Annotated in this window: 23 protein-coding genes; 19 read left to right on the top strand and 4 right to left on the bottom strand. The window is 64.8% G+C overall.

The features are described 5' to 3' along the window. The first annotated feature begins 110 nt into the window (after nt 1–110). Nucleotides 111–1,799 (top strand): 2,3-epoxybenzoyl-CoA dihydrolase, encoded by a 1,689-nt coding sequence (boxC, locus tag ACFFWD_RS44505; RefSeq protein ID WP_376975813.1) that lies wholly within the window; start codon nt 111–113, stop codon nt 1,797–1,799. 129 nt (nt 1,800–1,928) lie between these two features. Then, entirely contained in the window at nt 1,929–3,380 is a 1,452-nt protein-coding gene (gene boxB / locus ACFFWD_RS44510; RefSeq protein ID WP_376975814.1) for a benzoyl-CoA 2,3-epoxidase subunit BoxB, read from the top strand. A gap of 306 nt (nt 3,381–3,686) precedes the next feature. On the opposite strand, the gene ACFFWD_RS44515 is transcribed toward boxB, so the two are convergent. Together ACFFWD_RS44515 and ACFFWD_RS44520 are read right to left on the bottom strand one after the other, a co-directional pair. Beyond that, on the bottom strand, nt 3,687–4,487 hold the full coding sequence (locus ACFFWD_RS44515) for an SDR family NAD(P)-dependent oxidoreductase (RefSeq protein ID WP_376975815.1): 801 nt from the start codon (nt 4,485–4,487) through the stop codon (nt 3,687–3,689). Between the two features lie 94 nt (nt 4,488–4,581). After that, the gene (locus tag ACFFWD_RS44520) at nt 4,582–5,640 is read right to left on the bottom strand and encodes a polysaccharide deacetylase family protein (protein WP_376975816.1); all 1,059 of its coding nucleotides are present in this window, start codon (nt 5,638–5,640) and stop codon (nt 4,582–4,584) included. Between the two features lie 167 nt (nt 5,641–5,807). Here ACFFWD_RS44520 and ACFFWD_RS44525 point away from each other — a divergent pair, with 167 nt between their 5' ends. From ACFFWD_RS44525 to phoB, 14 genes are all read left to right on the top strand, one after another. Next, nucleotides 5,808–7,202, top strand: coding sequence for an OmpA family protein (locus ACFFWD_RS44525; RefSeq protein ID WP_376975817.1), 1,395 nt, complete (start codon nt 5,808–5,810; stop codon nt 7,200–7,202). Between the two features lie 2 nt (nt 7,203–7,204). Continuing rightward, nucleotides 7,205–7,501: a hypothetical protein gene (locus ACFFWD_RS44530; protein WP_376975818.1), complete on the top strand. Its 297-nt coding sequence runs from the start codon at nt 7,205–7,207 to the stop codon at nt 7,499–7,501. Between the two features lie 108 nt (nt 7,502–7,609). After that, nucleotides 7,610–8,200, top strand: a complete 591-nt coding sequence (locus ACFFWD_RS44535; protein WP_376975819.1) for a TetR/AcrR family transcriptional regulator — start codon at nt 7,610–7,612, stop codon at nt 8,198–8,200. Next, nucleotides 8,197–9,105, top strand: coding sequence for a haloalkane dehalogenase (locus tag ACFFWD_RS44540; RefSeq protein WP_376975820.1), 909 nt, complete (start codon nt 8,197–8,199; stop codon nt 9,103–9,105). Before ACFFWD_RS44535 ends, ACFFWD_RS44540 begins: the two co-directional genes overlap by 4 nt. Nucleotides 9,106–9,207: 102 nt before the next feature. Continuing rightward, nucleotides 9,208–9,438 carry a SelT/SelW/SelH family protein gene (locus tag ACFFWD_RS44545; protein WP_376975821.1) on the top strand — a complete coding sequence of 77 codons (231 nt, stop codon included), beginning with the start codon at nt 9,208–9,210 and terminating at the stop codon, nt 9,436–9,438. A gap of 13 nt (nt 9,439–9,451) precedes the next feature. Then, nucleotides 9,452–9,724 (top strand): GNAT family N-acetyltransferase, encoded by a 273-nt coding sequence (locus tag ACFFWD_RS44550; RefSeq protein ID WP_376975822.1) that lies wholly within the window; start codon nt 9,452–9,454, stop codon nt 9,722–9,724. Nucleotides 9,725–9,921: 197 nt separating this feature from the next. After that, nucleotides 9,922–10,977, top strand: a complete 1,056-nt coding sequence (locus ACFFWD_RS44555; RefSeq protein WP_376975824.1) for a lysylphosphatidylglycerol synthase domain-containing protein — start codon at nt 9,922–9,924, stop codon at nt 10,975–10,977. A gap of 81 nt (nt 10,978–11,058) precedes the next feature. Next, nucleotides 11,059–12,363 carry an ATP-binding protein gene (locus ACFFWD_RS44560; protein ID WP_376975825.1) on the top strand — a complete coding sequence of 435 codons (1,305 nt, stop codon included), beginning with the start codon at nt 11,059–11,061 and terminating at the stop codon, nt 12,361–12,363. A 136-nt stretch (nt 12,364–12,499) separates the two neighbouring features. Then, nucleotides 12,500–13,510, top strand: a complete 1,011-nt coding sequence (gene pstS / locus ACFFWD_RS44565) for a phosphate ABC transporter substrate-binding protein PstS (RefSeq protein WP_376975826.1) — start codon at nt 12,500–12,502, stop codon at nt 13,508–13,510. Between the two features lie 219 nt (nt 13,511–13,729). Then, nucleotides 13,730–14,719 carry a phosphate ABC transporter permease subunit PstC gene (gene pstC / locus ACFFWD_RS44570; RefSeq protein WP_376975827.1) on the top strand — a complete coding sequence of 330 codons (990 nt, stop codon included), beginning with the start codon at nt 13,730–13,732 and terminating at the stop codon, nt 14,717–14,719. Nucleotides 14,720–14,723: 4 nt separating this feature from the next. Next, on the top strand, nt 14,724–15,569 hold the full coding sequence (pstA, locus tag ACFFWD_RS44575; protein ID WP_376975828.1) for a phosphate ABC transporter permease PstA: 846 nt from the start codon (nt 14,724–14,726) through the stop codon (nt 15,567–15,569). Next, nucleotides 15,566–16,381, top strand: coding sequence for a phosphate ABC transporter ATP-binding protein PstB (pstB, locus tag ACFFWD_RS44580; protein WP_376975829.1), 816 nt, complete (start codon nt 15,566–15,568; stop codon nt 16,379–16,381). Before pstA ends, pstB begins: the two co-directional genes overlap by 4 nt. 127 nt (nt 16,382–16,508) lie before the next feature. Beyond that, nucleotides 16,509–17,228 (top strand): phosphate signaling complex protein PhoU, encoded by a 720-nt coding sequence (gene phoU / locus ACFFWD_RS44585; RefSeq protein ID WP_376975830.1) that lies wholly within the window; start codon nt 16,509–16,511, stop codon nt 17,226–17,228. Between the two features lie 114 nt (nt 17,229–17,342). Then, nucleotides 17,343–18,053: a phosphate regulon transcriptional regulator PhoB gene (phoB, locus tag ACFFWD_RS44590; RefSeq protein WP_139480339.1), complete on the top strand. Its 711-nt coding sequence runs from the start codon at nt 17,343–17,345 to the stop codon at nt 18,051–18,053. A 253-nt stretch (nt 18,054–18,306) separates the two neighbouring features. Here phoB and ACFFWD_RS44595 read toward each other — a convergent pair whose 3' ends face one another. Further along, nucleotides 18,307–18,822 carry a GcrA family cell cycle regulator gene (locus ACFFWD_RS44595; protein WP_376975831.1) on the bottom strand — a complete coding sequence of 172 codons (516 nt, stop codon included), beginning with the start codon at nt 18,820–18,822 and terminating at the stop codon, nt 18,307–18,309. 486 nt (nt 18,823–19,308) lie between these two features. Between ACFFWD_RS44595 and ACFFWD_RS44600 the strand changes: the two genes are divergently transcribed. The 3 genes from ACFFWD_RS44600 to ACFFWD_RS44610 all read left to right on the top strand — a co-directional run bounded on the left by ACFFWD_RS44600 (nt 19,309) and on the right by ACFFWD_RS44610 (nt 22,540). Continuing rightward, nucleotides 19,309–20,517 (top strand): aspartate aminotransferase family protein, encoded by a 1,209-nt coding sequence (locus ACFFWD_RS44600; RefSeq protein ID WP_376975832.1) that lies wholly within the window; start codon nt 19,309–19,311, stop codon nt 20,515–20,517. After that, nucleotides 20,517–21,443 (top strand): ornithine carbamoyltransferase, encoded by a 927-nt coding sequence (gene argF, locus ACFFWD_RS44605; RefSeq protein ID WP_376975833.1) that lies wholly within the window; start codon nt 20,517–20,519, stop codon nt 21,441–21,443. Before ACFFWD_RS44600 ends, argF begins: the two co-directional genes overlap by 1 nt. Before the next feature lie 125 nt (nt 21,444–21,568). Continuing rightward, nucleotides 21,569–22,540, top strand: a complete 972-nt coding sequence (locus ACFFWD_RS44610) for an Hsp33 family molecular chaperone (protein ID WP_376975834.1) — start codon at nt 21,569–21,571, stop codon at nt 22,538–22,540. Nucleotides 22,541–22,641: 101 nt separating this feature from the next. On the opposite strand, the gene ACFFWD_RS44615 is transcribed toward ACFFWD_RS44610, so the two are convergent. Continuing rightward, nucleotides 22,642–22,959, bottom strand: a complete 318-nt coding sequence (locus ACFFWD_RS44615) for a hypothetical protein (protein ID WP_376975836.1) — start codon at nt 22,957–22,959, stop codon at nt 22,642–22,644. Between the last annotated feature and the right edge of the window lie 651 nt (nt 22,960–23,610).

The following is a 23,610-nucleotide window of genomic DNA, read 5'->3' on the forward strand; positions in this document are numbered from 1 at the left end:
TTTTCGCGAACATGAAACAAAATGCATGTTTTTGCGTTTTGAACTAGACCAGATCAAAAACATGCACTATTGTGCATGTCAGCTAAACCAACAAATTTGAAGGGTGGCCCATGGCTGGCGACGATCGCGTGCTTGCAGGCGGGGCGAAATACATCGATTTCCAGACCGAGCCGTCGCGCTACCGGCACTGGAAGCTAGACGTCGCGGGCGACGTCGCGACGCTGACCATGGACGTCGACGAGAATGCCGGCCTGTTCGAGGGCTATCAGCTCAAACTGAACTCCTACGACCTCGGCGTCGACATCGAGCTGGCCGATGCCGTGCAGCGGCTGCGCTTCGAACACCCCGAGGTGAAGGTCGTGGTGATGCGCTCGGGCAAGAACCGCGTGTTCTGCGCCGGCGCCAATATCCGCATGCTGGCCGGCTCGACCCATGCCCACAAGGTCAACTTCTGCAAGTTCACCAACGAGACGCGGAACGGCCTCGAGGACTCCAGCCAGAATTCCGGCCAGACCTTCATCACCGTCGTCAACGGCACCGCCGCCGGCGGCGGCTATGAGCTCGCGCTTGCGACTGATCACATCATGATGGCCGACGACGGCGCGGCGGCGGTTGCGCTGCCGGAGGTGCCGCTGCTCGCGGTGCTGCCGGGCACCGGCGGGCTGACGCGGGTCGTCGACAAGCGCAAAGTGCGCCGCGACCATGCCGATTTCTTCTGCACCATCGAGGAAGGCATCAAGGGCAAGCGCGCCGTCGCATGGCGCCTGGTCGACGAGATCGCGCCGAACTCCAAGCTCGAAGGCAAGCTCGCCGAACGCGTCAAGGAATTCGCCGCGAAGTCGAGGCGCAACGGCTCGGGCAAGGGCGTCACGCTGACGCCGCTGAAGCGGACCATCGACGACAGCGCGATCCGCTACGGTTTTGTCAGCGTCGACATCGATCGCGCCGCGCGGATCGCAACGATCTCGGTCAAGGCGCCGGAGGCCGCCCCGCCTGCCGATATCGACGGCATGATTGCGCAAGGCGCGTCGTTCTGGCCGCTGCAGGTCGCGCGCGAGCTCGATGACGCCATCCTGCATCTGCGCCTCAACGAGCTCGAGACGGCGATGCTGGTGTTCAAGAGCCACGGCGATCGCGCCAATGTGGTCGCCTATGACACCTTCCTCGAGGCCAACAAGGCGCACTGGCTGGTCAACGAGATCAGGCATTACTGGAAGCGCGTGCTCAAGCGCATCGACGTCACCTCGCGCACGCTGGTGACGCTGGTCGAGCCCGGCTCCTGCTTCGTCGGCACGCTGGCCGAGCTCGTGTTCGCCGCCGACCGCTCCTACATGCTGATCGGCCAGAAGCAGGGCGACAACCGCGCCCCGCCGACCATCGAACTTACCGCAATGAATTTCGGGCCCTATCCGATGAGCCACGGGCTGACGCGGCTGCAGTCGCGCTTCCAGGCCGATCCGGCGGATCTGGAGCGAGCGCAAGGCGCGATCGGCAAGGCGATCGACGCGGAGGAGGCCGAGGAGCTCGGTCTCGTCACCTTCGCGCTCGACGACATCGACTGGGACGACGAGGTCCGCGTGTTCTTCGAGGAGCGCACCTCGTTCTCGCCCGACGGCCTCACCGGCATGGAGGCGAATCTGCGCTTCGTCGGTCCGGAGACAATGGAATCGAAGATCTTCTCGCGCCTGACCGCGTGGCAGAACTGGATCTTCCAGCGGCCGAACGCGGTCGGTGAGGAAGGCGCGCTGCGCCGCTACGGCACCGGGCAGAAGGCGCAATTCGACATGACGCGAGTGTAGGAATTTTGCTGCGTCATGCCCGGCCTTGTGCCGGGCATCCACGTCTTCCTTCAGTCAGCGAAGCAAGACGTGGATGGCCGGGCCGAGCCCGGCCATGACGAAAGGATATCTGCCCCAAGGAGGCTGCCCATGAACATGAACATCATGAATGTCGACTACTCGACCAAGATTCCGAACAACGTGAATCTCGCCGAGGACCGCCAGGTGCTCAAGGCGCTGGAGGGCTGGCATCCCGGTTATATGGACTGGTGGAGCGACATGGGCCCGGAGGGCTTCCAGGAATCGCTGGTCTATCTGCGCACCGCCTATTCGGTCGATCCGCGCGGCTGGGCCAAGTTCGACTATGTCCGCATGCCCGAATATCGCTGGGGCATTTTGCTTGCGCCGCAGGAAGAGAACCGCGTCATCCCGTTCGGCGAGGACTACGGCAAGCCGGCCTGGCAGGAAGTGCCCGGCGAGCATCGCGCCCTGCTGCGCCGCCTGATCGTGATCCAGGGCGACACCGAGCCGGCGTCGGTCGAGCAGCAGCGCCATCTCGGCAAGACCGCGCCGTCGCTCTACGACATGCGCAACCTGTTCCAGGTCAATGTCGAGGAAGGCCGCCATCTCTGGGCGATGGTCTATCTCTTGCAGAAATATTTCGGCCGCGACGGCCGCGAGGAGGCGGATGATTTGTTGCGCCGCCGCTCCGGCGACGCGGATTCACCGCGCATGCTCGGCGCGTTCAACGAGGCGACGCCGGATTGGCTGTCGTTCTTCATGTTCACCTACTTCACCGACCGCGACGGCAAGATGCAGTTGCATTCGCTGGCGCAGTCGGGCTTCGATCCGCTGTCGCGCACCTGCCGCTTCATGCTGACCGAGGAAGCGCACCACATGTTCGTCGGCGAAACCGGCATCACCCGCGTCGTGCAGCGCACCTGCGATGCGATGAAGGAAGCCGGCATCACCGATCCGACCGATATCGCGAAAGTCCGCGCGTTAGGGGTGATCGACCTGCCGACGATCCAGAAGAAGCTGAACCTGCACTATTCGCTGTCGCTCGATCTGTTCGGCTCGGAGGTCTCGACCAACGCGGCCAACGCCTTCAATGCCGGCATCAAGGGCCGCTACAAGGAAACCACGATCGAGGACGATCATCAGCTCAAGAACTCGACCTATCCGGTGATGAAGCTGGTTGACGGCCAGATCAAGCTGGTCGACGAGCCGGCGCTGACCGCGCTCAACATGCGTCTGCGCGACGACTACACGCAGGATTGCGTCAAGGGCATGCTGCGCTGGAACAAGGTGATCTCGACATCAGGCTTCGACTACAGGCTCGCGGTGCCGAACACGGCCTTCCACCGCCAGATCGGCGAGTTCAAGGACGTCCACGCGACGCCCGACGGCCTCCTGATCGACGATGCCACCTGGGCCAAGCGCAAGAACGAGTGGCTGCCGTCGACCGAGGACGGCGACTTCATCGCCTCGCTGATGAAGCCGGTGACCGAAGCCGGCCAGTACGCCTCGTGGATCTCGCCGCCCAAGGTCGGCATCGACAACAAGCCCGGCGACTTCGAATACGTGAAGATCGAGAGCTGACGCGCTGAAGGTCCTCTGCTCCCGGAGAGAGCAGGAAAGGGGTGAGCCGAGAGGGTCCTGGCTCGCCCCTTTCTTTTTGGAGAGACCTAAAGCGCGTTGAAGTCAGGCTGAATCGGTTCTCGCCGCAGACTGGCTACACCTCTCCCGCTTGCGGGGGAGGTCGCATCGCATCGAAGATGCGATGAGGGTGGGGGCTCTCTCCGCAGCGTGACTCGCGGAGAGAGCCCCCACCCCAGCCCTCCCCCGCAAGCGGGAGAGGGAGCGCACCGCCTTCGCGGCTGCTATTCAACCTAATCTCATCATGCGCTACCCCGCTATCTCCAGTCCCGCGCTGGCATAAACGACGCCGCCATCGACCGCGATGGTGTTTCCGACGACATAGTCGCCGGCGCGCGAGGCGAGATAGATCGCGACCCCCGCCATGTCCTCGTCGGTTCCGACGCGCCGCGCCGGCACACGCTGTGCGACCTCATCCGCGTGATCGCGGGCGGCGCGATTCATGTCCGACTTGAATGCCCCCGGCGCGATGCCGGTGACGTTGATGTTGTCCTTGATCAGCCGGGTCGCCATGCGCCGCGTCAGATGAATGACGGCAGCCTTGCTGGCGGCATAGGAATAGGTCTCCATCGGATTGACGAAGATGCCGTCGATCGAGGCGATGTTGATCACCTTGGCCGGCCTTTCGTGGCTCGCCGCCGCGCGCAATGGCTTCGCCAGCGCCTTGGTCAGGAAGAAGATCGACTTGACGTTGAGGTTCATCACCTTGTCCCAGCCGCTCTCCGGGAACTCGTCGAAATCGGCACCCCAGGCTGCGCCGGCGTTGTTGACGAGGATGTCGAGCTTCGGCTCGCGCTTGATGATCTCGCCGGCGAGCTTGTCGCAGCCTTCAACGGTCGAGATGTCGATCGGCAGCGCGATGCACTCGCCGCCATATTCCGCGGAGAGCTCCTTGGCGGTCGTCTCGCAAGGTCCGGCCTTGCGCGCGGTGATGTAGACCCGGGCCGCGCCCTGGGCGAGGAACCCGGCCGCGATCATCTTGCCGATGCCGCGCGAGCCGCCGGTCACCAGCGCGACGCGGCCGTTGAGTGAGAACAGATCCTTGAACATGCGTTCCTCCAATGACGTTGCCCGTGGTTCTGGGCGCGGCCGGGGATCGAGTCAAGGAACAGGTAGGGATTTGTAGCCCGGCGCGCGGTGCAGATCACGCCGCGTCGATGCGGCGAAAGCCGTTCCACATCGCGGTCGCGGCGCCGGAGGTGAGCACCGGCAGGATGCGGGCATCCTGGTAGTTGCCGTTGAGCGAGACGCGCTGCAGGGCGGTCAGGTGGTCGGCGCTTTCCGGGAACAGCATGCCGGGCCGCGTCGTCACGGCCGTCTTGAAGCCGAGCGTCTTTGCGAGCGCGAATTCGCGCGGGCCGGCGGCGATCCGGTCGCCATAGGGATAGGCGAGGTGTGCTGCCTGCCGCTGCAGCACGTCCTCGATCCGCGCGCGGCTGGTCGAAAGCTCGAACGAGGCGGTCGCTTCGCTCTGCTTGGCGAGATTGCAATGGGTGATGGTGTGCGCGCCGATCGTGACCAGCGGGTTGGCGGCAAAGCCTCTCAATTCGTCCCATGACAGGCAGAGCTCGCGCGCGATGCTGCCTTCATCGACGCCGTGGCGGGCGCAGAGCGCGGAGATCTCGCGCTGCACGTCATGCTCGCTCGCGAGCGAGCGCAGCCAGTCGTGCATGCGGTTGAACGCAGCCCGCTTGGCCTGTGCGGTCGACGCGTCGAGGCGCGTCATGGTGCCGCCGATCGGGACCTCGATTGCGGACGCGGTCGCGATCACGCGCTCCAGCGCGACCCACCACAGCCGGCCAGCGCCTTCGGCGAAGTCGCTGGCGACATAGACCGTCATCGGCGCGTCGAACTCGCGCATGACGGGCAGTGCGAAATCGCGGTTGTCGCGATAGCCGTCGTCGAAGGTGAAGCAGGCGAAGCGCCGCGCGAAACTCCGCTCGGCGAGACGCTTATGCGCCTCGTCCATGCTGATGATGTCGACATCCAGCGTGCGCAGATGGGCGAGCATCGCGCGCAGGAAGTCCGGCGCGACTTCAAGGTGGTGATTCGGCTGGAACGCGTCGTCGCGCGGCGGCCGGACATGATGCAGCATGAAGATGGCGCCGACGCCTGCGAAGATCGGTCGCAGCAGGACGTGCGCACCCGAGAAATAAAGCGCTTCCAGCCCGGCGCGAATCACGGTGTTTCGAAGCAGTTTCATGAGGGCACGGGCCGGCCGATTTGCATTCCAAGCTGAAGTTAGTGAAAGACCATTGAATAAACTGTTAGCCCGGCCGGATCATGGCGCCTTCGCGAAAACGCGATTTCGAGTTTGACAGTCAGCCAAGGGTTTGTTTTCTCTCTGGTTCCGGAGCCGCAGGACCCCGAATGCACGGACTTTACAGGTGGAGTAACAAATGGTGGCCCGGCGTGATTCCGCTGGTCATCTTTTGGGGTATCGCGGCCTGGACGAGCACGGCAACGGTCGAGGGCGATCTTGCCGCGCGTTCTAACGCCGCACTCAAGGATACCGTGCTCGACAAGCGCCGCATCAGCGTCGACGGCCGGGACGTGACCTTTGCGGCCAATGCCTTCTCCGAAGACGGCCGCGTCAGCGCGGTTGCGTCCGTCGAGGCGGTGCCTGGCGTGCGGCTCGTCAACGACGAAACCCGCCTCGTGCCGGAAGCCAAGCCGTTCGTCTGGTCGGCCGAGCGCGACGTTATCAGGGTCACGCTCGGCGGCAGTTCGCCGCTACCGTCGAGCAAGAGTAAGCTGATGGAGGCGGCGAAGGCCAATCTCGGCGGCGTCGAGGTGGCCGACCAGATGGGGCTCGCCCGCGGCGCGCCGCCGCGCTTCGACAGCGTGGCACTGCTGCTGCTCGACCAGATCGGCAAGCTCAAGGACGGCAAGATCACGCTGACCGACACCAAGGTCAATTTGTCCGGCATGGCGCGCGAGCTCGGCGGCCGCGAAGCGATCGCGGCGGCGCTGAAGAATCTGCCCGAGGGCTATTCGGTTGCCGCCAACGACATCGAGGCGCCGCCCTATGTCTTCCAGGCCTACAAGGATCCGGTCGCGGTGACGGTGACGCTGACCGGCTATGTGCCTGACAACAATGTGCACGCTGCGCTGGCCGCGGCCGCGGGCCGCAAATTCTTCAGCGAGAAGGTCGTCGACAATCTCAAGGCCAGCGTCGGCGCGCCCTCGGGGTTCGCGGCTGCGGTGGTGCCGGCGCTCGGCGCGCTGTCGCGGCTGTCGACCGGTACGCTCGTGGTGTCCGATCGCGAGGTGAAGCTGTCGGGCGACGCGCTCTACGACGCCGCCGCCAACCAGATCCGCGGCGGGCTCGGCAAGGATTTTCCGCAAGGCTGGCAGTACAAGGCCGAGATCTCGGTCAAGCCGGCGGCGGCGCCGGTCGATGCCACGGTGTGCCAGCAATTGTTCGCCGATATCCTGTCGAAGAGCCGGATCCGCTTTGAGTCCGGCAAGGCCGAGATCGTGTCGGATTCGGCAGGATTGCTCGATCGCCTGATCGAGACGGCGATGCGTTGCCCCTCGGTCAATATCGAGATTGCCGGCCATACCGACGGCGACGGCGACGAAGCCGCCAATCAGACACTGTCGGAAAAGCGCGCCCAGGCGGTGGTGGATTATCTGGTCCGTGCCGGACTGCCTGCCAACCGCTTCCTGCCGGCCGGCTATGGCAGCACGCAGCCTGTGGCCGGCAACGACACCGAGGACGGCAAGGCGCAGAACCGCCGTATCGAGTTCGTGGTGAAGTGACGATGGCAGCGCTCGCGACATTCTTCTGGGGCTGGTTGCTGGCGGCGCTGCTGCTCGGCTTCTGCATGGGCTGGATCGCCGTGGTGCATCGCGCCCAGGGCGTCTCGAAGATCTGGATACGCTGGCTGTCGCTGCTTGCCGTGGCGCTGGTCACAGCCTCGCTCACGCGGATCGTGCCGGGTCGCTTCGGCTACTGGCTCGACCTCTTCCTGGTGATGTTCGCGCTCTATCTCGTCGGCTGCGCGATCGGCTCCTGGCTGCGCGACTGGGTGGTCCGGCGCAGCTCGCCGGCGAGCTAATCCTCTAAGCCATTGATTCATCAGACCTGATCGGCGCCTTCCAGGGGAGGGCGCGCGATCGTGATTTGCTGCTTGACATTTAATACGTACGTACGTATTAAATTGGGCATGGCAAAACCATCACTTCGCGACAACATCCTCGACGCCGGCCTGAAAGCGATGTTCCGCACCGGCTATCACGGTACCAGCGTGCGCGACGTCACCACGGCCGCCGGCGCGCCGCAGGGCTCGTTCACCAACCATTTCCGCTCCAAGGAGGCGTTCGCCTCCGAGGTGCTCGACCGCTACTTCCTCTATGTGCGCGGCCTCGTCGCCGAAGCGCTCGATGACACTTCGGCGTCACCGCGCGTGCGGCTCAGGCGCTACCTCGATCTCATCACCGGCAAGCTCGCAAACGACGGCTTCGTCCGCGGCTGCCTGATCGGTGATTTCAGCCTGGAGGCCTCGGGCTCCAGCGAGATGCTGCGCACGCAGCTCGACGAGATCTTCCGCGAATGGCGCGCGCCGTTTGCAGCCTGCATCGCCGCTGCGCAGGCCGCTGGCGAGATCGCCTCCGATTTCGATGCCGATGAACTCGCCGACTTCCTGCTCGCATCCTGGCAGGGCGCCATGTTGCGCATGAAGGTCGAGCGCAGCGCCGCCGCGCTCGAGCGTTTCAAGACAATCGCCTTCCACACTGTGTTCAAGGAGCTGCCATGAGCGTTTCTGCCGACATCAGCCTGCATCACCGGTCGGTGCTCGCGAGCACGATGGCCTATCGCGAAACCGGGCGCGACGATGCGCCAACCGTGCTGTTCCTGCACGGCAACCCGACATCATCCTACATCTGGCGCAACATCATGCCGCTGGTCGCGCCAGTCGGGCACTGCATCGCGCCCGACCTGATCGGCTACGGTCAGTCCGGCAAGCCCGACATCGCCTATCGCTTCTTCGATCACGCCGCCTACCTCGACGCGCTGATCGATGAGCTCGGCATCCGTTCCGCCTATCTGGTCGCGCAGGATTGGGGCACTGCGCTCGCGTTCCATCTCGCGGCGCGCCGTCCCGGCCTCGTGCGCGGGCTCGCCTTCATGGAGTTCATCCGCCCGATGCCGGAGTGGTCGGACTTCCACCAGCACGACGCGGCGCGCGACACCTTCAGGAAGTTCAGGACTTTGGGCGAGGGCGAAGCCATGATCCTCGACAACAATGCCTTCGTCGAGCGCGTGCTGCCGAGCTCGATCCTGCGCAAGCTCAGCGGGGAGGAGATGGCCGCCTATCGCGCGCCGTTTGCGACGCGCGAGAGCCGCAAGCCGACCCTGATGCTGCCGCGTGAGCTGCCGATCGCAGGCGAGCCGGCCGATGTCTACCATGCGCTCGAGACCGCGCATGCCGCGCTCGCGGCGTCGACCTACCCGAAGCTGCTGTTCGCGGGCACCCCAGGTGCGCTGGTGTCGCCGGCCTTTGCGGCCGAGTTCGCTGCAAGGCTGACGCACTGCGCGGTGATCGAGCTCGGTGCCGGCGCGCACTATCTTCAGGAGGATCATCCCGAGGCGATCGGCCGCTCGGTGGCTGGTTGGATCGCCGGGATCGAGGCCGCCGACGCGCGGCGGTTGGTGGCGTAAAGCATGATACGGAAAAGCGTGAAGCGGTTTTCCCTCGCGACAAACGCGAAGCGTTAGCGCGGAGATCATGCTCAAGGAGACGAGCAACGAAGGGAGAGCAAGATGGCTGACGTTTCGATCATCTATTGCCGGCCGTGCGGCTATGAGAAGCGGGCCAAGGAAGCGGCAGCGCGCCTGCGCGGGCGCCTTGGGCTCGATGCGACGCTGGTTCCCGGCAAGGGCGGCGTCTTCGAGGTGAAGCTCGGCGACAAGACCGTCGCCAAGCGCGCCAAGGGATATTTCCCGGACGCCGATGACATCGTCACCGCGGTTGCGGCTGCGCGGGCACGATGATGGGTGGGAGATCGTGCAGCGGCTGGTCGATCTGTCGGCCGGCCACCGCAAGATCATCCTCTACACCGTTCCGGGCCGCGAGCCGTTCTACGCGGCGTTCGGTTTCCGCCGCATGACGACTGCCATGGCGATCTTCAAGGATCCGGCCAAGGCCCATGCGGGTGGCTACCTGTACGACATCGAACTGAAATCCCGACCGATCGCGGCGCGACAACGCGACGCCAATGCACACGCTCCGGACCGAGCCGCAGCCGGCGCTTTCGGGCTATCTGCCGCACCCCCGTGACAAAACCTTGAGAGAAATGGTCAAATTTGTGCATCCGCTGTCATGAATCATCCCTAATATGTTGAAGAAGCGCGTTTTATTGTCGTTTGACGAATTCCACTCCGGCTCAAAACGCGCTAATGGGGGCAGGGAACAGCGGAGCGTCGGCGGGGTTTCGCCCGGGAGCCGCCGTCGCGGGATCGCAATTCGAGGTCTAGATGCTGGAAGCAATACGCAGGGCGGCCGCGTTTCTGCGCCAAAAGCAAATCCTGCATAAGCTGGGCGTTGTCATCAGCATCGCTGTCATCGGGATTGCCTGCTATGTGCTCTACCATATGCTGCGCGGCATCGACACCAATGAGGTGATCGAGGCCATCAAGAGCACCGAGCCGCGCCAGATCGCGCTCGCCGCGTTGTTCGTCGCGGCCGGCTATTTCACCCTGACCTTCTACGATTTGTTTGCGGTGCGCGCGATCGGCCACGCCCATGTGCCCTACCGCATCAACGCGCTCGCCGCCTTCACGTCCTATTCGATCGGCCACAATGTCGGCGCCAGCGTCTTCACCGGCGGCGCGGTGCGCTACCGCATCTATTCGGCCTGGGGCCTCAACGCGATCGATGTCGCCAAGATCTGCTTTCTCGCCGGCCTCACCTTCTGGCTCGGCAATGCCGCGGTGCTCGGCCTCGGCATCGCCTATCACCCGGAGGCCGCTGCCAACATCGATCAGCTGCCGCCCTGGCTCAACCGCGCCGTGGCCTTCACGATCATCGTCGCGCTGGTCGCCTATGTGGTCTGGGTCTGGACCCAGCCCCGGGTGGTCGGCCGCGGTCCGTGGACCGTAACGCTGCCCGGCGGGCCGCTGACCCTGCTGCAGATCGCGATCGGGATTGTCGACCTCGGCTTCTGCGCGCTTGCGATGTATGTGCTGGTGCCGGATGAGCCCAATCTCGGCTTCGTCGTGGTCGCCGTCATCTTCGTGTCGGCGACGCTGCTCGGCTTCGCCAGCCACTCGCCGGGCGGCCTCGGCGTATTCGACGCCGCGATGCTGGTCGGCCTCTGGCAGATGGACCGCGAGGACCTGCTCGGCGGCATGCTGCTGTTCCGGGTCCTCTACTATATTGCGCCGTTCGTCATATCTGTAATCTTGCTGACGTTTCGAGAGGTTATTGTCGGCGCCCGATTCAAAAGGCTGCCGGAGACTGATTCGAGTCCCCACGCCGCGCCGCAGCACGAGGCGGTTTACGTCCGCAAGCGTGGCGATTCCGGCGCCTGATGAAGCGGCAAGACGCGTCCTTCGAGGTCGTTGGGACCCCGGCGAGGCGCCTCTCGAACGGATGGGAAGAAAGCCGCCGCGATGGCAATTGACGATACGCCCTCCTCCTTTTTCACACCGTGGCCCGACCGGCTGCGCCACGCGGCGATCATCCTGCTCGCGGCGGCGCTGGCGCTGAGCATCACGGTCGCGCTCGGCGAATTGTCGCTGGTGCGGGCCTGCGCGGTGTTCATCTGCATCGCGGCCGCGGCACTGGTGCCGTGGCGGCTGCACGACGCGGCGACCTCGCGCGAGGACGTCCGCGGCGTCAATCCGGTCGAAACGGCGGCCGTCAGCGCGGTTGTCGCCGGCATGCCGGATCCCGCGGTGCTGCTCGACCGCGCCGGCCGCGTCATCCATCTCAACACCGCCGCAGCCCAGCTTGCGCCGGCGCTGCGCAAGAACGAGCTTGCGCAATTCGCCCTGCGCTCGCCCGAGATCATCACCGCGCTGCGCGAGGCGATCGCCAGTTCCGAGCCGCGCCGCGCCACCTATACCGACCACGTGCCGGTCGACCGCTGGATGGAGCTGATCATCACGCCGGTGCCGGTGCCGACCCTGTTCGGTGGCACCGACAAGTGCATGCTGATGACCTTCCACGACCAGACGCCGCTGCGCCGGGTCGAGGAAATGCGCGCCGATTTCGTCGCCAATGCGAGCCACGAGCTGCGCACGCCGCTCGCCGCGCTGTCCGGTTTCATCGACACGCTGCAGGGCCCGGCGAGAGAGGATGCGCGGGCGCGCGAGCGCTTCCTCGGCATCATGCATACCCAGGCCACCCGCATGGCCCGGCTGATCGACGACCTGTTGTCGCTGTCGCGGGTCGAGCTGTCGGCGCATGTCCGCCCGGACACCTCGATCGACATCGTGCCGATCATCCGTCAGGTGGTCGATGGGCTCGAGGCGCTGGCACGGGAGCGTCAGGTCGAGATCCAGATCGACCTGCCGGAGCTGCCGGTCATGATCGCCGGCGACCGCGAGGAGCTGCTGCGGCTGTTCGAGAACCTGATCGAGAACGCGCTCAAATACGGCGCCTCCGGCGGTCGCGTCATCGTGTCGCTGAGCCGAGGGAATTCGGGCGAGGGCAGCCCCGAGGTGCGGGTCATGGTGCGCGATTTCGGTCCCGGCATCGCCCCGGAACACCTGCCGCGGCTCACCGAGCGGTTCTACCGGGTGGACGTCGGCGACAGCCGCAACCAGGGCGGAACCGGCCTCGGTTTATCCTTGGTGAAACATATTCTTAACCGTCATCGCGGCCGTCTTTTGATCGAAAGCGTGCCCAGAAACGGCGCCACCTTCACCGCCTGTTTTCCTCAGCCCAAGACCCCGATACCTGGACAAAGCTGAGCGTTTTCAGACGCTTGGAACTGTCATCCAACTGTCATCTAACCTTCGTAAAACGAGCATCGACCGCTCCTAGATGGACCGGCGTGAGCGCGATCGGGCGTATCAGGCGCTTCGCTCACTAAATGGAGACCACCCCATGAATTTCCTCAAGACTATCGTCGCGGCCGGCTTGGTCGCCGCTTCGACGTCGGCCTTCGCTGCCGATATTACCGGCGCAGGCGCGACGTTCCCGTTCCCGATCTACTCGAAATGGGCTGACGCCTATAAGAAGGAGACCGGCAACGGTCTGAACTACCAGTCGATCGGTTCGGGTGCCGGCATCAAGCAGATCCAGGCCAAGACCGTGACCTTCGGCGCCACCGACGCGCCGCTCAAGGCCGAGCAGCTCGAAAAGGATGGCCTCGTTCAGTGGCCGATGGTGATGGGCGCGATCGTTCCGGTCGTGAACGTCGAAGGCATCAAGCCGGGTGAGCTCGTGCTCTCGGGCGAAGTGCTCGGCAACATCTATCTCGGCAAGATCACCAAGTGGAACGACGAGGCGATCGCCAAGCTCAATCCGAAGCTGAAGCTGCCGGGTGACGCGATCACCGTCGTGCGCCGCTCCGACGGTTCGGGCACCACCTTCAACTTCACCGACTATCTCGCCAAGTCGAACGCCGACTGGAAGTCCAAGATCGGTTCCGGCACCGCGGTCGAATGGCCGGTCGGCGTCGGCGCCAAGGGCAACGAAGGCGTCGCCGGCAACATCAGCCAGACCAAGAACGCGATCGGCTACGTTGAGTACGCTTACGCCAAGCAGAACAAGCTGACCTACGCCGCGCTGGTCAACAAGGCCGGCAAGACCGTGCAGCCGACGATTGCCGCCTTCCAGGCTGCTGCGTCGAACGCCGACTGGGCCAAGGCTCCCGGCTACTACGTGATCCTGACCGACCAGCCGGGCGACGCCTCCTGGCCGATCACCGCCGCCACCTTCATCCTGATGCACAAGGATGCGACCGACAAGGCGGCCTCGCAGGAAGCCATCAAGTTCTTCAAATACGCCTTCGAGAAGGGCGGCAAGGCGGCCGAGGAGCTCGACTACATCCCGATGCCGGAATCGGTCGTCAAGATGATCGAGAAGACCTGGTCGGCCGAGATCAAGAGCTAAGTCTCGACGTTTCGAACAATGCCTGCGCCGCCTAAGGGCGGCGCAGGTCGAGCGACCGGCCCGGAAGCCAGCATCACCATAACAACCATGGATTCCGGGTCTCGCGCCCAAAGAGGCGCATCAAGAACGATGCCAGGCGAAACGCCGGCAAGGATCGCTTCGGGGGCGTAGCGGTTTGCGTAGCTTTCACATAGGAATCAGGGGATTGGCGTGGCAGACATGGCTGTTCAGAGCGATGTGATGGAAGCCGCCGGACCTTACGATCGCGCCAAGGCCCTCAGCGCCTTCAAGCTCGGTGACCTCACGTTTTATTGGATCACCCGGATTTCGGCGATTTCCGTGCTCCTGATCCTCGGCGGCATCATCCTGTCGCTGATCGTCGGCGCCTGGCCGGCGATGAAGGAATATGGCTTCGCCTTCCTGTGGACCCAGCGCTGGGCGCCATCGGCCGATCCGCCGGTGCTCGGCGCGCTCGGCCCGATCTACGGCACGCTGGTCACCTCGGTCATCGCCATGATGATCGCCATTCCCGTCGGTATCGGCATCGCCATCTTCCTCACCGAATTGTGCCCGCAATGGCTGCGCCGCCCGATCGGCATCGCGGTCGAGCTGCTCGCCGGCATCCCCTCGATCATCTACGGCATGTGGGGCTTCTTCGTGCTGGGCCCGTTCCTCGCCAACACCTTCCAGCCGCTCATGATCAAGATCTTCGACGGCGTGCCGGTGCTGGGTGCGGTGTTCGCAGGTCCGCCGTCCTATCTCAGCCTGTTCAACGCCGCCTTGATCCTCGCGATCATGGTGCTGCCGTTCATCACCGCGATCTCGGTCGACGTGTTCAAGACCGTGCCGTCGGTGCTGAAGGAGGCCGCCTACGGCATGGGCTGCACCACCTGGGAAGTCGTCCGCAACGTCGTGATCCCCTACACAAGGGTCGGCGTCATCGGCGGCATCATGCTGGCGCTCGGCCGCGCGCTCGGCGAGACGATGGCGGTGACCTTCATCATCGGCAACTCGTTCCGCATCTCGTCCTCGATCTTCGCGCCGGGCACCACGATCTCGGCGGCGATCGCCTCCGAATTCGCCGAGAGCGACGGCCTGCACCAGTCCGGCCTGATCCTGCTCGGCCTGCTGCTGTTCGTGCTCACCTTCTTCGTGCTCGCCGCGGCGCGGCTGATGCTGCTGCGGCTGGAACAGAAGGCGGGGAAGTAACACCATGAACCCGATCTACATCCGCCGCCGCCGCAGCGACTTCGTCATCCGCGTGCTCTGCTTCGGCGCCGCGCTGTTCGGCGTCACCTGGCTCGCGCTGATCCTCCTGACCCTGCTCTATAACGGGCTCGCCGGCCTCAGCGTGCAGCTCTTCACCCAGAACACCCCGCCGCCGGGATCGACCGAGGGCGGCCTTCTGAACGCGATCACAGGCTCTGTCATCATGACCGTGATCGGGGTCGGTATCGGCGCGCCGCTCGGCCTGTTCGCCGGCACCTATCTCGCCGAATACGGCAAGCATGACCGGCTGACCTCGGTGATCCGCTTCATCAACGACATTCTGCTCAGCGCGCCCTCGATCATCATCGGCCTGTTCATCTATGGCGCCGTCGTGGTGCCGATGCGCGGCTTCTCGGCGATCGCAGGCGCGCTCGCGCTCGCCGTCATCGTGATCCCGGTCGTGCTGCGCACCACCGAGGACATGCTGCTGCTGGTGCCCAATCCGCTGCGCGAGGCGGCGTCCGCGCTCGGCCTGCCGCGCTCGCTGGTGATCAAGCGGATCGCTTATCGTGCGGCCCGATCGGGCCTCATCACCGGCGTGCTGCTGGCGACCGCCCGCGTCGCGGGCGAAACCGCGCCGCTCTTGTTCACCGCGCTGTCGAACCAGTTCTTCAGCCTGAGCCTGACCAGGACGATGGCCAACCTGCCGGTGACCATCAACAACTTCGTGCAGAGCCCCTACGCCTACTGGAAAGAGCTGGCGTGGAGCGGCGCATTGCTGATCACCTTCACCGTGCTCGCCCTCAACATCGGGGCACGCATCCTTGGTGCCGAAAGGGCCGCAAAATGACCGAGCTTTCTGTTTCCACCGTCGCGAGCCACGTTCCCCAGGTGCCGCTGCCGGAAGCGCCGCCGAAGGTCACCGCGCGCAACCTCAACTTCTATTACGGCGAGCACCACGCGCTGAAGAACATCAACCTGACGCTCGGCACCAATCGCGTCACGGCGTTTATCGGCCCGTCGGGTTGCGGCAAGTCGACATTGCTTCGCATCTTCAACCGGATGTATGATCTCTATCCGGGCCAGCGCGCGGTCGGCCAGTTGATGCTGGATCAGACCAACATCCTGGACCCCAAGCTTGACCTCAATCTGCTGCGGGCGCGGGTCGGCATGGTGTTCCAGAAGCCGACGCCGTTCCCGATGACGATCTACGAGAACATCGCCTTCGGCATCCGCCTCTACGAGAAGATCTCGAAGTCAGAGATGGACGACCGCGTCGAGAAGGCACTGCGCGGCGGCGCGCTGTGGAACGAGGTCAAGGACAAGCTGAACGCCTCGGGCCTGTCGCTCTCCGGCGGCCAGCAGCAGCGCCTCTGCATCGCGCGCACGGTTGCGGTGCGGCCCGAGGTGATCCTGTTCGACGAGCCGTGCTCGGCGCTCGACCCGATCTCGACCGCGAAGGTCGAGGAGCTGATCCAGGAACTGTCCGAGGACTACACGATCGCGATCGTCACGCACAACATGCAGCAGGCGGCCCGCGTCTCCGACAAGACCGCCTTCATGTATCTCGGCGAGCTGATCGAGTTCGACGACACCAACAAGATCTTCACCTCGCCGAGCGATCGACGCACCCAGGACTACATCACCGGCCGGTTTGGCTAGAGCATGATCCGGAAAAGTGGCCGCCGGTTTTCCCCGCGACAAACGCGAAGCGCTTGCGCGGAGATCATGCTGAAACGAGGACGTGAGATCATGATCCACCCGGGATCATGATCGAAGGAGAGAGACGATGGCTTCTGAACATACCGCCAAGGCATTCGACAGCGACCTGCAGGAACTCACCCGCCTGGTCGCCGAGATGGGCGGTCTCGTCGAACGCATGATCACCGAGTCAGTCGATGCGTTGATCCGCCGCGACGTCGCGCTCGGCAAGCGTGTCGTTGCCGCCGACATCGAGATCGACAATTTGCAGCGGGTCATCGAGGAGCGCGCGGTGCTGACGATCGCGCGCCGCCAGCCGATGGCGATCGACCTGCGCGAAATCGTCGGCGCGATGCGGGTCGCCACCGACCTCGAGCGGATCGGCGACCTCGCCAAGAACATGGGCAAGCGCGTCGCGGCGCTGGAGAGCGACTTCCAGCCGCTGAAGCTGATCCGCGGCCTCGAGCACATGACCGACCTTGTGCTGTCGCAGGTCAAGTCAGTGCTCGACGCCTACGCCGCACACGACCTGCCGGCGGCGATGAACGTCTGGAAGGGCGACGAGGAGGTCGACGCGATCTGCACCTCGCTGTTCCGCGAGCTCCTGACCTACATGATGGAAGATCCGCGCAACATCTCGTTCTGCATCCATCTGATGTTCTGCGCCAAGAACATCGAGCGGATCGGCGATCACGCCACGAACATCGCCGAGACCGTGTTCTACATGATCGAGGGCCAGCAGATGACGGACAAGCGCCCGAAGGGCGACATGACCGCATTTGCCACCACAGTGCCGGGTAACACCTAAAGCATGATCCGGAAAAGTGTGAACCGGTTTTCCGACCAGGATCATGCTCCGAAGAAATAAGCGTTTCGGTTCGCGTCAGGACAACGCGTCAGAACAGAGAGAGATTTGAGAGCGATGAGCGCACGCATTCTGGTAGTCGAAGACGAGGAAGCGCTGACGACGTTGTTGCGCTACAACCTCGACGCGGAAGGCTACGATGTCGAGACAGTTGGCCGCGGCGACGACGCCGACACGCGGCTGAAGGAGCGCGTTCCCGACCTCGTGGTGCTCGACTGGATGCTGCCGGGGCTATCCGGCATCGAGCTTTGCCGCCGCCTGCGGGCGCGCCCCGAGACCAAGCAGCTTCCGATCATCATGCTGACCGCGCGCGGCGAGGAGAGCGAGCGCGTCCGCGGTCTTGCCACCGGCGCCGACGATTACATCGTCAAGCCGTTCTCGGTGCCGGAGCTCTTGGCCCGCGTGAAGGGCCTGCTGCGCCGCGCAAGCCCCGAGCGGCTCGCGACCGTGCTGACCTATGGCGATATCGAGCTCGACCGCGAGAAGCGCCGCGTTGCGCGCTCGGGTCGCCCGATCGATCTCGGCCCGACCGAGTATCGCCTGCTGGAGTTCTTCCTCGAGCATCCCGGCCGCGTGTTCAGCCGCGAGCAATTGCTCGACAGCGTCTGGGGCCGCGACATCTATATCGACGAGCGGACCGTCGACGTGCATATCGGCCGCCTGCGCAAGCTGCTCAATCCGGGCCGCGAGCAGGATCCGATCCGCACCGTGCGCGGCGCCGGCTACGCGCTCGACGACCGGTTCGCGAAGGCCGAGCCGCAGCAGTAACTGTCGTTATTGTCAGAGCCCGGACGCTATCAGCTCGTCATTGCGAGCGAAGCGAAGCAATCCGCTGCGCCACAAGCGGCGGAATGGACTGCTTCGTCGCTGACGCTCCTCGCAATGACGGTGGTTTGGGTGCCAGCGCTACGGCCGCAGCCGTAGCCCGGATGGAGCGAAGCGAAATCTGGGGGCTGCTCTCTCCGCGTTGAAGACCGTCCCGGGTTACGCCGCGCTTCACCCGGGCTACTGCTGTCGGGCCTTACTTGCCGTGGGTCGGCTTGGCCGAGGGACGGCGGCGGTCGGCGGCCGGCTGGTAGGCGATGCGCGAGTGATGCGCGCAGTAGGGCAGGCCGGTGAGCGCCTTGCCGCCGCAGAAGAAGAATTCCGGGCTCGACGGATCGCCGACCGGCCAGTGGCAGGTGGCCTCGTTGAGCTCGAGCAGCGACAGCCGCTGGCTCATCGGCACCACATTGTCATAGGCGATCGGGTCCGGCTCGAGCTCGACCTCGAAGGCGTGCGCGAGCGCGGTGTTGCCGCGCGAGACGGGGCGCGCCACCCGCATCATGTGCTGGGCGGGGCGGGCCTTGCGCTGCCGCGGGGCGGCCGTGGCAGGGGCCTTGGCGCGGCCGGACAGGCCGAGCCGGTGCACTTTGCCGATCACGGCGTTTCGCGTCACATTGCCAAGTTCCGCCGCGATCTGGCTCGCGGACAGGCCGGACTCCCAGAGCTTCTTCAGCTGCTCGACGCGATCGTCGGACCAGGTCAATACCGTCATCGCATTCTTCCCTTCGCGTTGCACCGGCCCGTCACAGGAGCGGCGCTGCGGAGCCAATTCTCTAAAAATCCCTGCGGTCAGAATCCCTTAGCCCTCGCCGGGCGCGGCTATGCGCCCGAACGTGCACGCAGAACAAAAAGGCTACTTAGAGGGTCAGTAATGCCGCACGAGATGTCGTACCCGACAGCCCAAACGCTACAATATGGCGTGACTCTGGCGCAAGAGTCCGCGGCGGCGCGTCCACATGTTCCCACACTTATGCATTGCAATGGGGCTTTTCCACCGCACCGGAATGCTACGGATTGCGATGGTTTCGCATCACACGAAGGCCACTTCGTGGCGATTGACACTGACCGCCCGCAGCATAGTATGTTCCTCACGTGCCGCCTCGCAAAGGCGGCACGTTTTGTTTTCCGAAGCTGGCAATTGCCGCGCCTGCGTCAATCGACGCGGCGATCGTTGGCCTCTAACCCGTCAGTGATTGCCATGACCAACCGTGCCACGTCGCATCTGCTCCCCGTCTTCGCCAGGGTCGATCTTGGCTTCGAACGCGGTGAGGGCGCCTGGCTGATCGCAACCAACGGCGAGCGCTATCTCGATTTCACCTCGGGCGTCGCGGTGAACGCGCTCGGGCATGCGCATCCGCATCTGGTCAAGGCGCTGCAGGAGCAGGCGACGAAGCTCTGGCACATGTCGAACCTGTTCAAGAGCCCGGATGGCGAGGTGCTGGCCGCGCGGCTCTGCGAGCAGAGCTTTGCCGACTTGGTGTTCTTCTGCAATTCCGGCGCGGAGGCGATGGAAGGCGTGATCAAGCTGGTGCGCCATTATCACTTCTCGAAGGGCAATCCCGAGCGCTATCGCGTCATCACCTTTGAGGGCGCCTTCCACGGCCGCACGCTGGCGACGCTCGCCGCGACCGGCTCCGCCAAGTATCTCGAAGGCTTCGGCCCGCCGATGGACGGCTTCGACCAGGTGCCGCATGGCGACATCGAGGCGGTGAAGAAGGCGATCGGGCCGCACACCGCCGGCATCCTGATCGAGCCGGTGCAGGGCGAGGGCGGCGTCCGCTCGGCTACACCCGCTTTCCTCAAGGCGCTGCGCCAGCTCTGCGACGAGCATGGCCTTCTGCTCGCCTTCGACGAGGTGCAGACCGGCATGGGCCGGACCGGCGATCTGTTCGCCTACAAGCGTACGGGCGTGACGCCCGACGTGATGTCGCTGGCGAAGGCGCTCGGCGGCGGCTTTCCGATCGGCGCGGTGCTCGCCTCGGCGAAGGCCGCGGCCGGCATGGCGCCGGGATCGCACGGCTCGACCTTCGGCGGCAATCCGCTCGCGGTCGCCGCCGCCAACGCCGTGCTCGACGTCATGCTCAAGCCCGGCTTCTTCGATCACGTGCAGAAGATGTCGCTGCTGCTCAAGCAGAAGCTCGCCTCCGTCGTCGACCGCTATCCAGCGGTGCTTTCCGAGGTGCGCGGCGAAGGGCTCCTGATCGGCGTCAAGGCGGTGCTGCCTTCGGGCGATCTCGTCACCGCGCTGCGCAACGAGAGGCTGCTCACCGTCGGTGCCGGCGACAATGTCGTGCGGTTTCTGGCGCCCCTGATCGTCACCGAGGCCGAGATCGACCAGTCGATCGGCAGCCTCGAGCGCGCCTGCGCCGCGCTGTCATCAGCGCAGCCGAAGAAGGCGGCGGGATGATGAGCAAGCCGGTCCGTCACTTCCTCGACATCAACGAGCTGCCGCTCGGCGAGCTGCGCAACATGCTCTCGGCCAGCATTGCCATGAAGGCGAAGCTGAAGGCGCACGAGAAGGGCAAGAAGCCGCTCGAGGGCAAGACGCTGGCGATGATCTTCGAGCGCCCGTCGACCCGCACGCGGGTGTCGTTCGACGTCGGCATGCGCCAGCTCGGCGGGGAATCGATCATGCTGACCGGCGCCGAGATGCAGCTCGGCCGCGGCGAAACCATCGCGGACACTGCGCGCGTGCTGTCGCGCTACGTCGACGCGATCATGATCCGCATCCTCAATCACGACGCGCTGCTCGAGCTCGCGGCGCATGCCACCGTGCCTGTGATCAACGGGTTGACCCGGCGTTCGCATCCCTGCCAGGTGATGGCCGACCTGATGACCTACGAGGAGCACCGCGGGTCGATCGAGGGCAAGACGGTGGCCTGGACCGGCGACGACAACAACGTGCTGGCCTCATGGGCGCACGCCGCCGAGCGCTTCAAATTCCAGCTCAATGTCGCGACCCCGCCGGAGCTCGCGCCGAAGAAGCCGATGCGGGACTGGATCAAGGCGACCGGAGCCCCGATCGTGCTCGGCACCGATCCGGAGGCCGCGGTTCGCGGCGTCGATTGCGTCGTCACCGACACCTGGGTGTCGATGGGCGACAAGGAGGGCGAGCATCGCCACAACGTGCTCAGGCCCTACCAAGTCAATTCGAAGCTGATGTCGCTGGCCAAGCCCGACGCGCTGTTCATGCACTGCCTGCCCGCGCATCGCGGCGAGGAGGTCACCGATGAGGTGATCGACGGCCCGCAATCGGTCGTGTTCGACGAGGCCGAAAACCGCCTGCACGCGCAGAAGGGCATTTTGGCCTGGTGCTTTAACGAGGTGGCGTAGAGCTAATTCGACGCTGTTTTCCCGGCCTTGAGCCGGGACGCCGAATCAGTCACCCCTTTCGTTTCGTGGTCCGAGACCCCAGATAGAGCGCCATGGCTTCAGACCAATCCCCCGACATCAAAATCATGGCCGAAGCGCCCATCCGCGCGCCGTCGGCGGTTCCTGTCGACGACACGGTGCTGCCCTTCGAGGTCGCAGCGCTGGATCTGCGCGGCCGGCTGACCCGCATGGGTCCGGCGCTCGACGACATCCTGCACAAGCACGATTATCCGCCTGCCGTCGGCAAGCTGCTCGGCGAAGCGATCGTGCTGGCGACACTGCTCGGTTCCTCGCTGAAATTCGAGGGTCGCTTCATCCTGCAGACACGGACCGACGGTCCTGTGTCGTTCCTGATCGTCGATTTCAAGGCGCCCGACCGCCTGCGCGCCTATGCCCGCTACGACGCGGCGCGGCTCAAGGACGGCCAGACCGCAGGCGAGCTGCTCGGCAAGGGCCATCTCGCGATGACCATCGACCAGGGGGCGGACATGAGCCGGTACCAGGGCATGGTTGCGCTCGATGGCGGCAGCCTCGAAGACGCCGCACATGAGTATTTCCTCCGCTCCGAGCAGATCCCGACCAAGGTGCGGATCGCGGTCGGCGAGGAGGTGCGCGGCGGTGACGGCGGCAAGGCGCGCTGGCGCGCCGGCGGCATCATGCTGCAGTTCCTGCCCAAATCGCCCGAGCGTGCCAAGCAGGCCGATCTGCATCCCGGCGACGCACCGGAAGGCACCGCCGCGCACTCGGTGGAAGATGACGATGCCTGGGTCGAGGGCCAGTCGCTGATCGCAACCGTCGAGGATGTCGAGCTGATCGATCCCGATCTCTCCGGCGAGCGGCTGCTGTACCGTCTGTTCCACGAGCGCGGCGTGCGCGTGTTCGCGCCGCTGTCGCTGCGGGCGCAATGCTCCTGCTCGCGCGACGCGGTCTCCTCGATGCTGAAAAGCTTCGCGCCGAAGGACCGCGCCGACATGGTCAAGGACGGCAAGGTCGTGGTGACCTGCGAGTTCTGCTCGACGCCCTACCAGTTCACGCCGCAGGAAGCCGGCGTGGAGTAGAGGCGCAAGCGAGCCTCACCCCAAACGACGTTCGTCGTCACCTCGCCACCGGGTCGGCGCTGAGCGCCGCCCGATGACAGGCTGCAGCGGGTGATGCGCTGTCACCGCCCCCAGAATGCGCTGAAGCGCGGCCTTCCATAGTAGGAGCTGTTATGGCTCCGGTAGGGGGCGTAATCGCTGCGGGTGGAGCTGCCGTAGGCGTTGTCGGGGCGCTGATCTTGCAGGTCGCGCAGCGCGCGATGTTCGGCGCGGCCATGGAATCCCTCGTCCTGCGCGCGCTGATGGCCGCCGGACAATTGGTCGTGGACTTCCTCACGCCTGGCGTAGCCGTTGTCGTCGTCGCCATGCGCCAACGCGGGCACGATCGGCGTGGCCAACAACAACATTGTCGCCGCTATGAGGATCTGTCTGGCAGTCATCGCTCGTCTCCGTTCACGGGAGCTCGTATTGCTGGTCGTCAGGCTCCTGCGACCTCACACGTAGCCGCATCACGCTGAACGCCGCCGGAATCCACGCTTCACGCGCCATTCATCGCGGCGTGGCATGCGTTGGCAGCAACAACGAAGTTCGTAGGATGGATAGAGCGAAGCGAAACCCATCGCATCGCCGAGAGTGTTGATGGGTTTCGCGGAGTTTATCATCGGGCCGCGCTTTGCGCGGACCCGGTGGCCCTACCCGTCCAACGGTTCCGCCCCTTGCCACTGATTTGCCCGACGGCGCAAGCCCTTGCGACAAAAATATTTCGGTTTTTCGGAATCGAAAATCAGTGTAATGATGCGCCCGTCTCACCCGCCTGAGGGGCGCTTCGCGATCGTCACGAGTGTTGGGTCGAGATGCGGTGGCCGCCGAGGTGCGCGAGACGAATGCACCAAGGCGGACGGTGAAGTCGTGTGGTCCTGACGCCCCAGTGGCAGGTGTCTCCTCGCAAGACGCGAAAGCGTCTTTGCGAAGACGGTGACAAACAAGCCCGGTCTCGCCGGGGAGAGCACGAAGGAAGCCGTAAACCCATCGCGCAGGGAAAGCCGGAGTCTCCGGTTTCACCTGTGGTCCTACCCCTGTGCTTTTTGTTG

It is taken from the genome of Bradyrhizobium erythrophlei, assembly GCF_042430365.1.
Classification (GTDB): Bacteria; Pseudomonadota; Alphaproteobacteria; order Rhizobiales; family Xanthobacteraceae; genus Bradyrhizobium; species Bradyrhizobium erythrophlei.

Coding starts and splice junctions, on each gene's coding strand:
- phoU (WP_376975830.1), top strand. CDS start 16,509: ATGGCTTCTGAACATACCGCCAAGGCATTCGACAGCGACCTGCAGGAA.
- ACFFWD_RS44520 (WP_376975816.1), bottom strand. CDS start 5,640: ATGAAACTGCTTCGAAACACCGTGATTCGCGCCGGGCTGGAAGCGCTT.
- boxC (WP_376975813.1), top strand. CDS start 111: ATGGCTGGCGACGATCGCGTGCTTGCAGGCGGGGCGAAATACATCGAT.
- ACFFWD_RS44615 (WP_376975836.1), bottom strand. CDS start 22,959: ATGACTGCCAGACAGATCCTCATAGCGGCGACAATGTTGTTGTTGGCC.
- ACFFWD_RS44555 (WP_376975824.1), top strand. CDS start 9,922: ATGCTGGAAGCAATACGCAGGGCGGCCGCGTTTCTGCGCCAAAAGCAA.
- pstB (WP_376975829.1), top strand. CDS start 15,566: ATGACCGAGCTTTCTGTTTCCACCGTCGCGAGCCACGTTCCCCAGGTG.
- ACFFWD_RS44515 (WP_376975815.1), bottom strand. CDS start 4,487: ATGTTCAAGGATCTGTTCTCACTCAACGGCCGCGTCGCGCTGGTGACC.
- pstA (WP_376975828.1), top strand. CDS start 14,724: ATGAACCCGATCTACATCCGCCGCCGCCGCAGCGACTTCGTCATCCGC.
- ACFFWD_RS44545 (WP_376975821.1), top strand. CDS start 9,208: ATGGCTGACGTTTCGATCATCTATTGCCGGCCGTGCGGCTATGAGAAG.
- pstS (WP_376975826.1), top strand. CDS start 12,500: ATGAATTTCCTCAAGACTATCGTCGCGGCCGGCTTGGTCGCCGCTTCG.
- ACFFWD_RS44600 (WP_376975832.1), top strand. CDS start 19,309: ATGACCAACCGTGCCACGTCGCATCTGCTCCCCGTCTTCGCCAGGGTC.
- pstC (WP_376975827.1), top strand. CDS start 13,730: ATGGCTGTTCAGAGCGATGTGATGGAAGCCGCCGGACCTTACGATCGC.
- ACFFWD_RS44540 (WP_376975820.1), top strand. CDS start 8,197: ATGAGCGTTTCTGCCGACATCAGCCTGCATCACCGGTCGGTGCTCGCG.
- ACFFWD_RS44530 (WP_376975818.1), top strand. CDS start 7,205: ATGGCAGCGCTCGCGACATTCTTCTGGGGCTGGTTGCTGGCGGCGCTG.
- phoB (WP_139480339.1), top strand. CDS start 17,343: ATGAGCGCACGCATTCTGGTAGTCGAAGACGAGGAAGCGCTGACGACG.
- ACFFWD_RS44595 (WP_376975831.1), bottom strand. CDS start 18,822: ATGACGGTATTGACCTGGTCCGACGATCGCGTCGAGCAGCTGAAGAAG.
- ACFFWD_RS44560 (WP_376975825.1), top strand. CDS start 11,059: ATGGCAATTGACGATACGCCCTCCTCCTTTTTCACACCGTGGCCCGAC.
- ACFFWD_RS44525 (WP_376975817.1), top strand. CDS start 5,808: ATGCACGGACTTTACAGGTGGAGTAACAAATGGTGGCCCGGCGTGATT.
- ACFFWD_RS44535 (WP_376975819.1), top strand. CDS start 7,610: ATGGCAAAACCATCACTTCGCGACAACATCCTCGACGCCGGCCTGAAA.
- boxB (WP_376975814.1), top strand. CDS start 1,929: ATGAACATGAACATCATGAATGTCGACTACTCGACCAAGATTCCGAAC.
- argF (WP_376975833.1), top strand. CDS start 20,517: ATGAGCAAGCCGGTCCGTCACTTCCTCGACATCAACGAGCTGCCGCTC.
- ACFFWD_RS44610 (WP_376975834.1), top strand. CDS start 21,569: ATGGCCGAAGCGCCCATCCGCGCGCCGTCGGCGGTTCCTGTCGACGAC.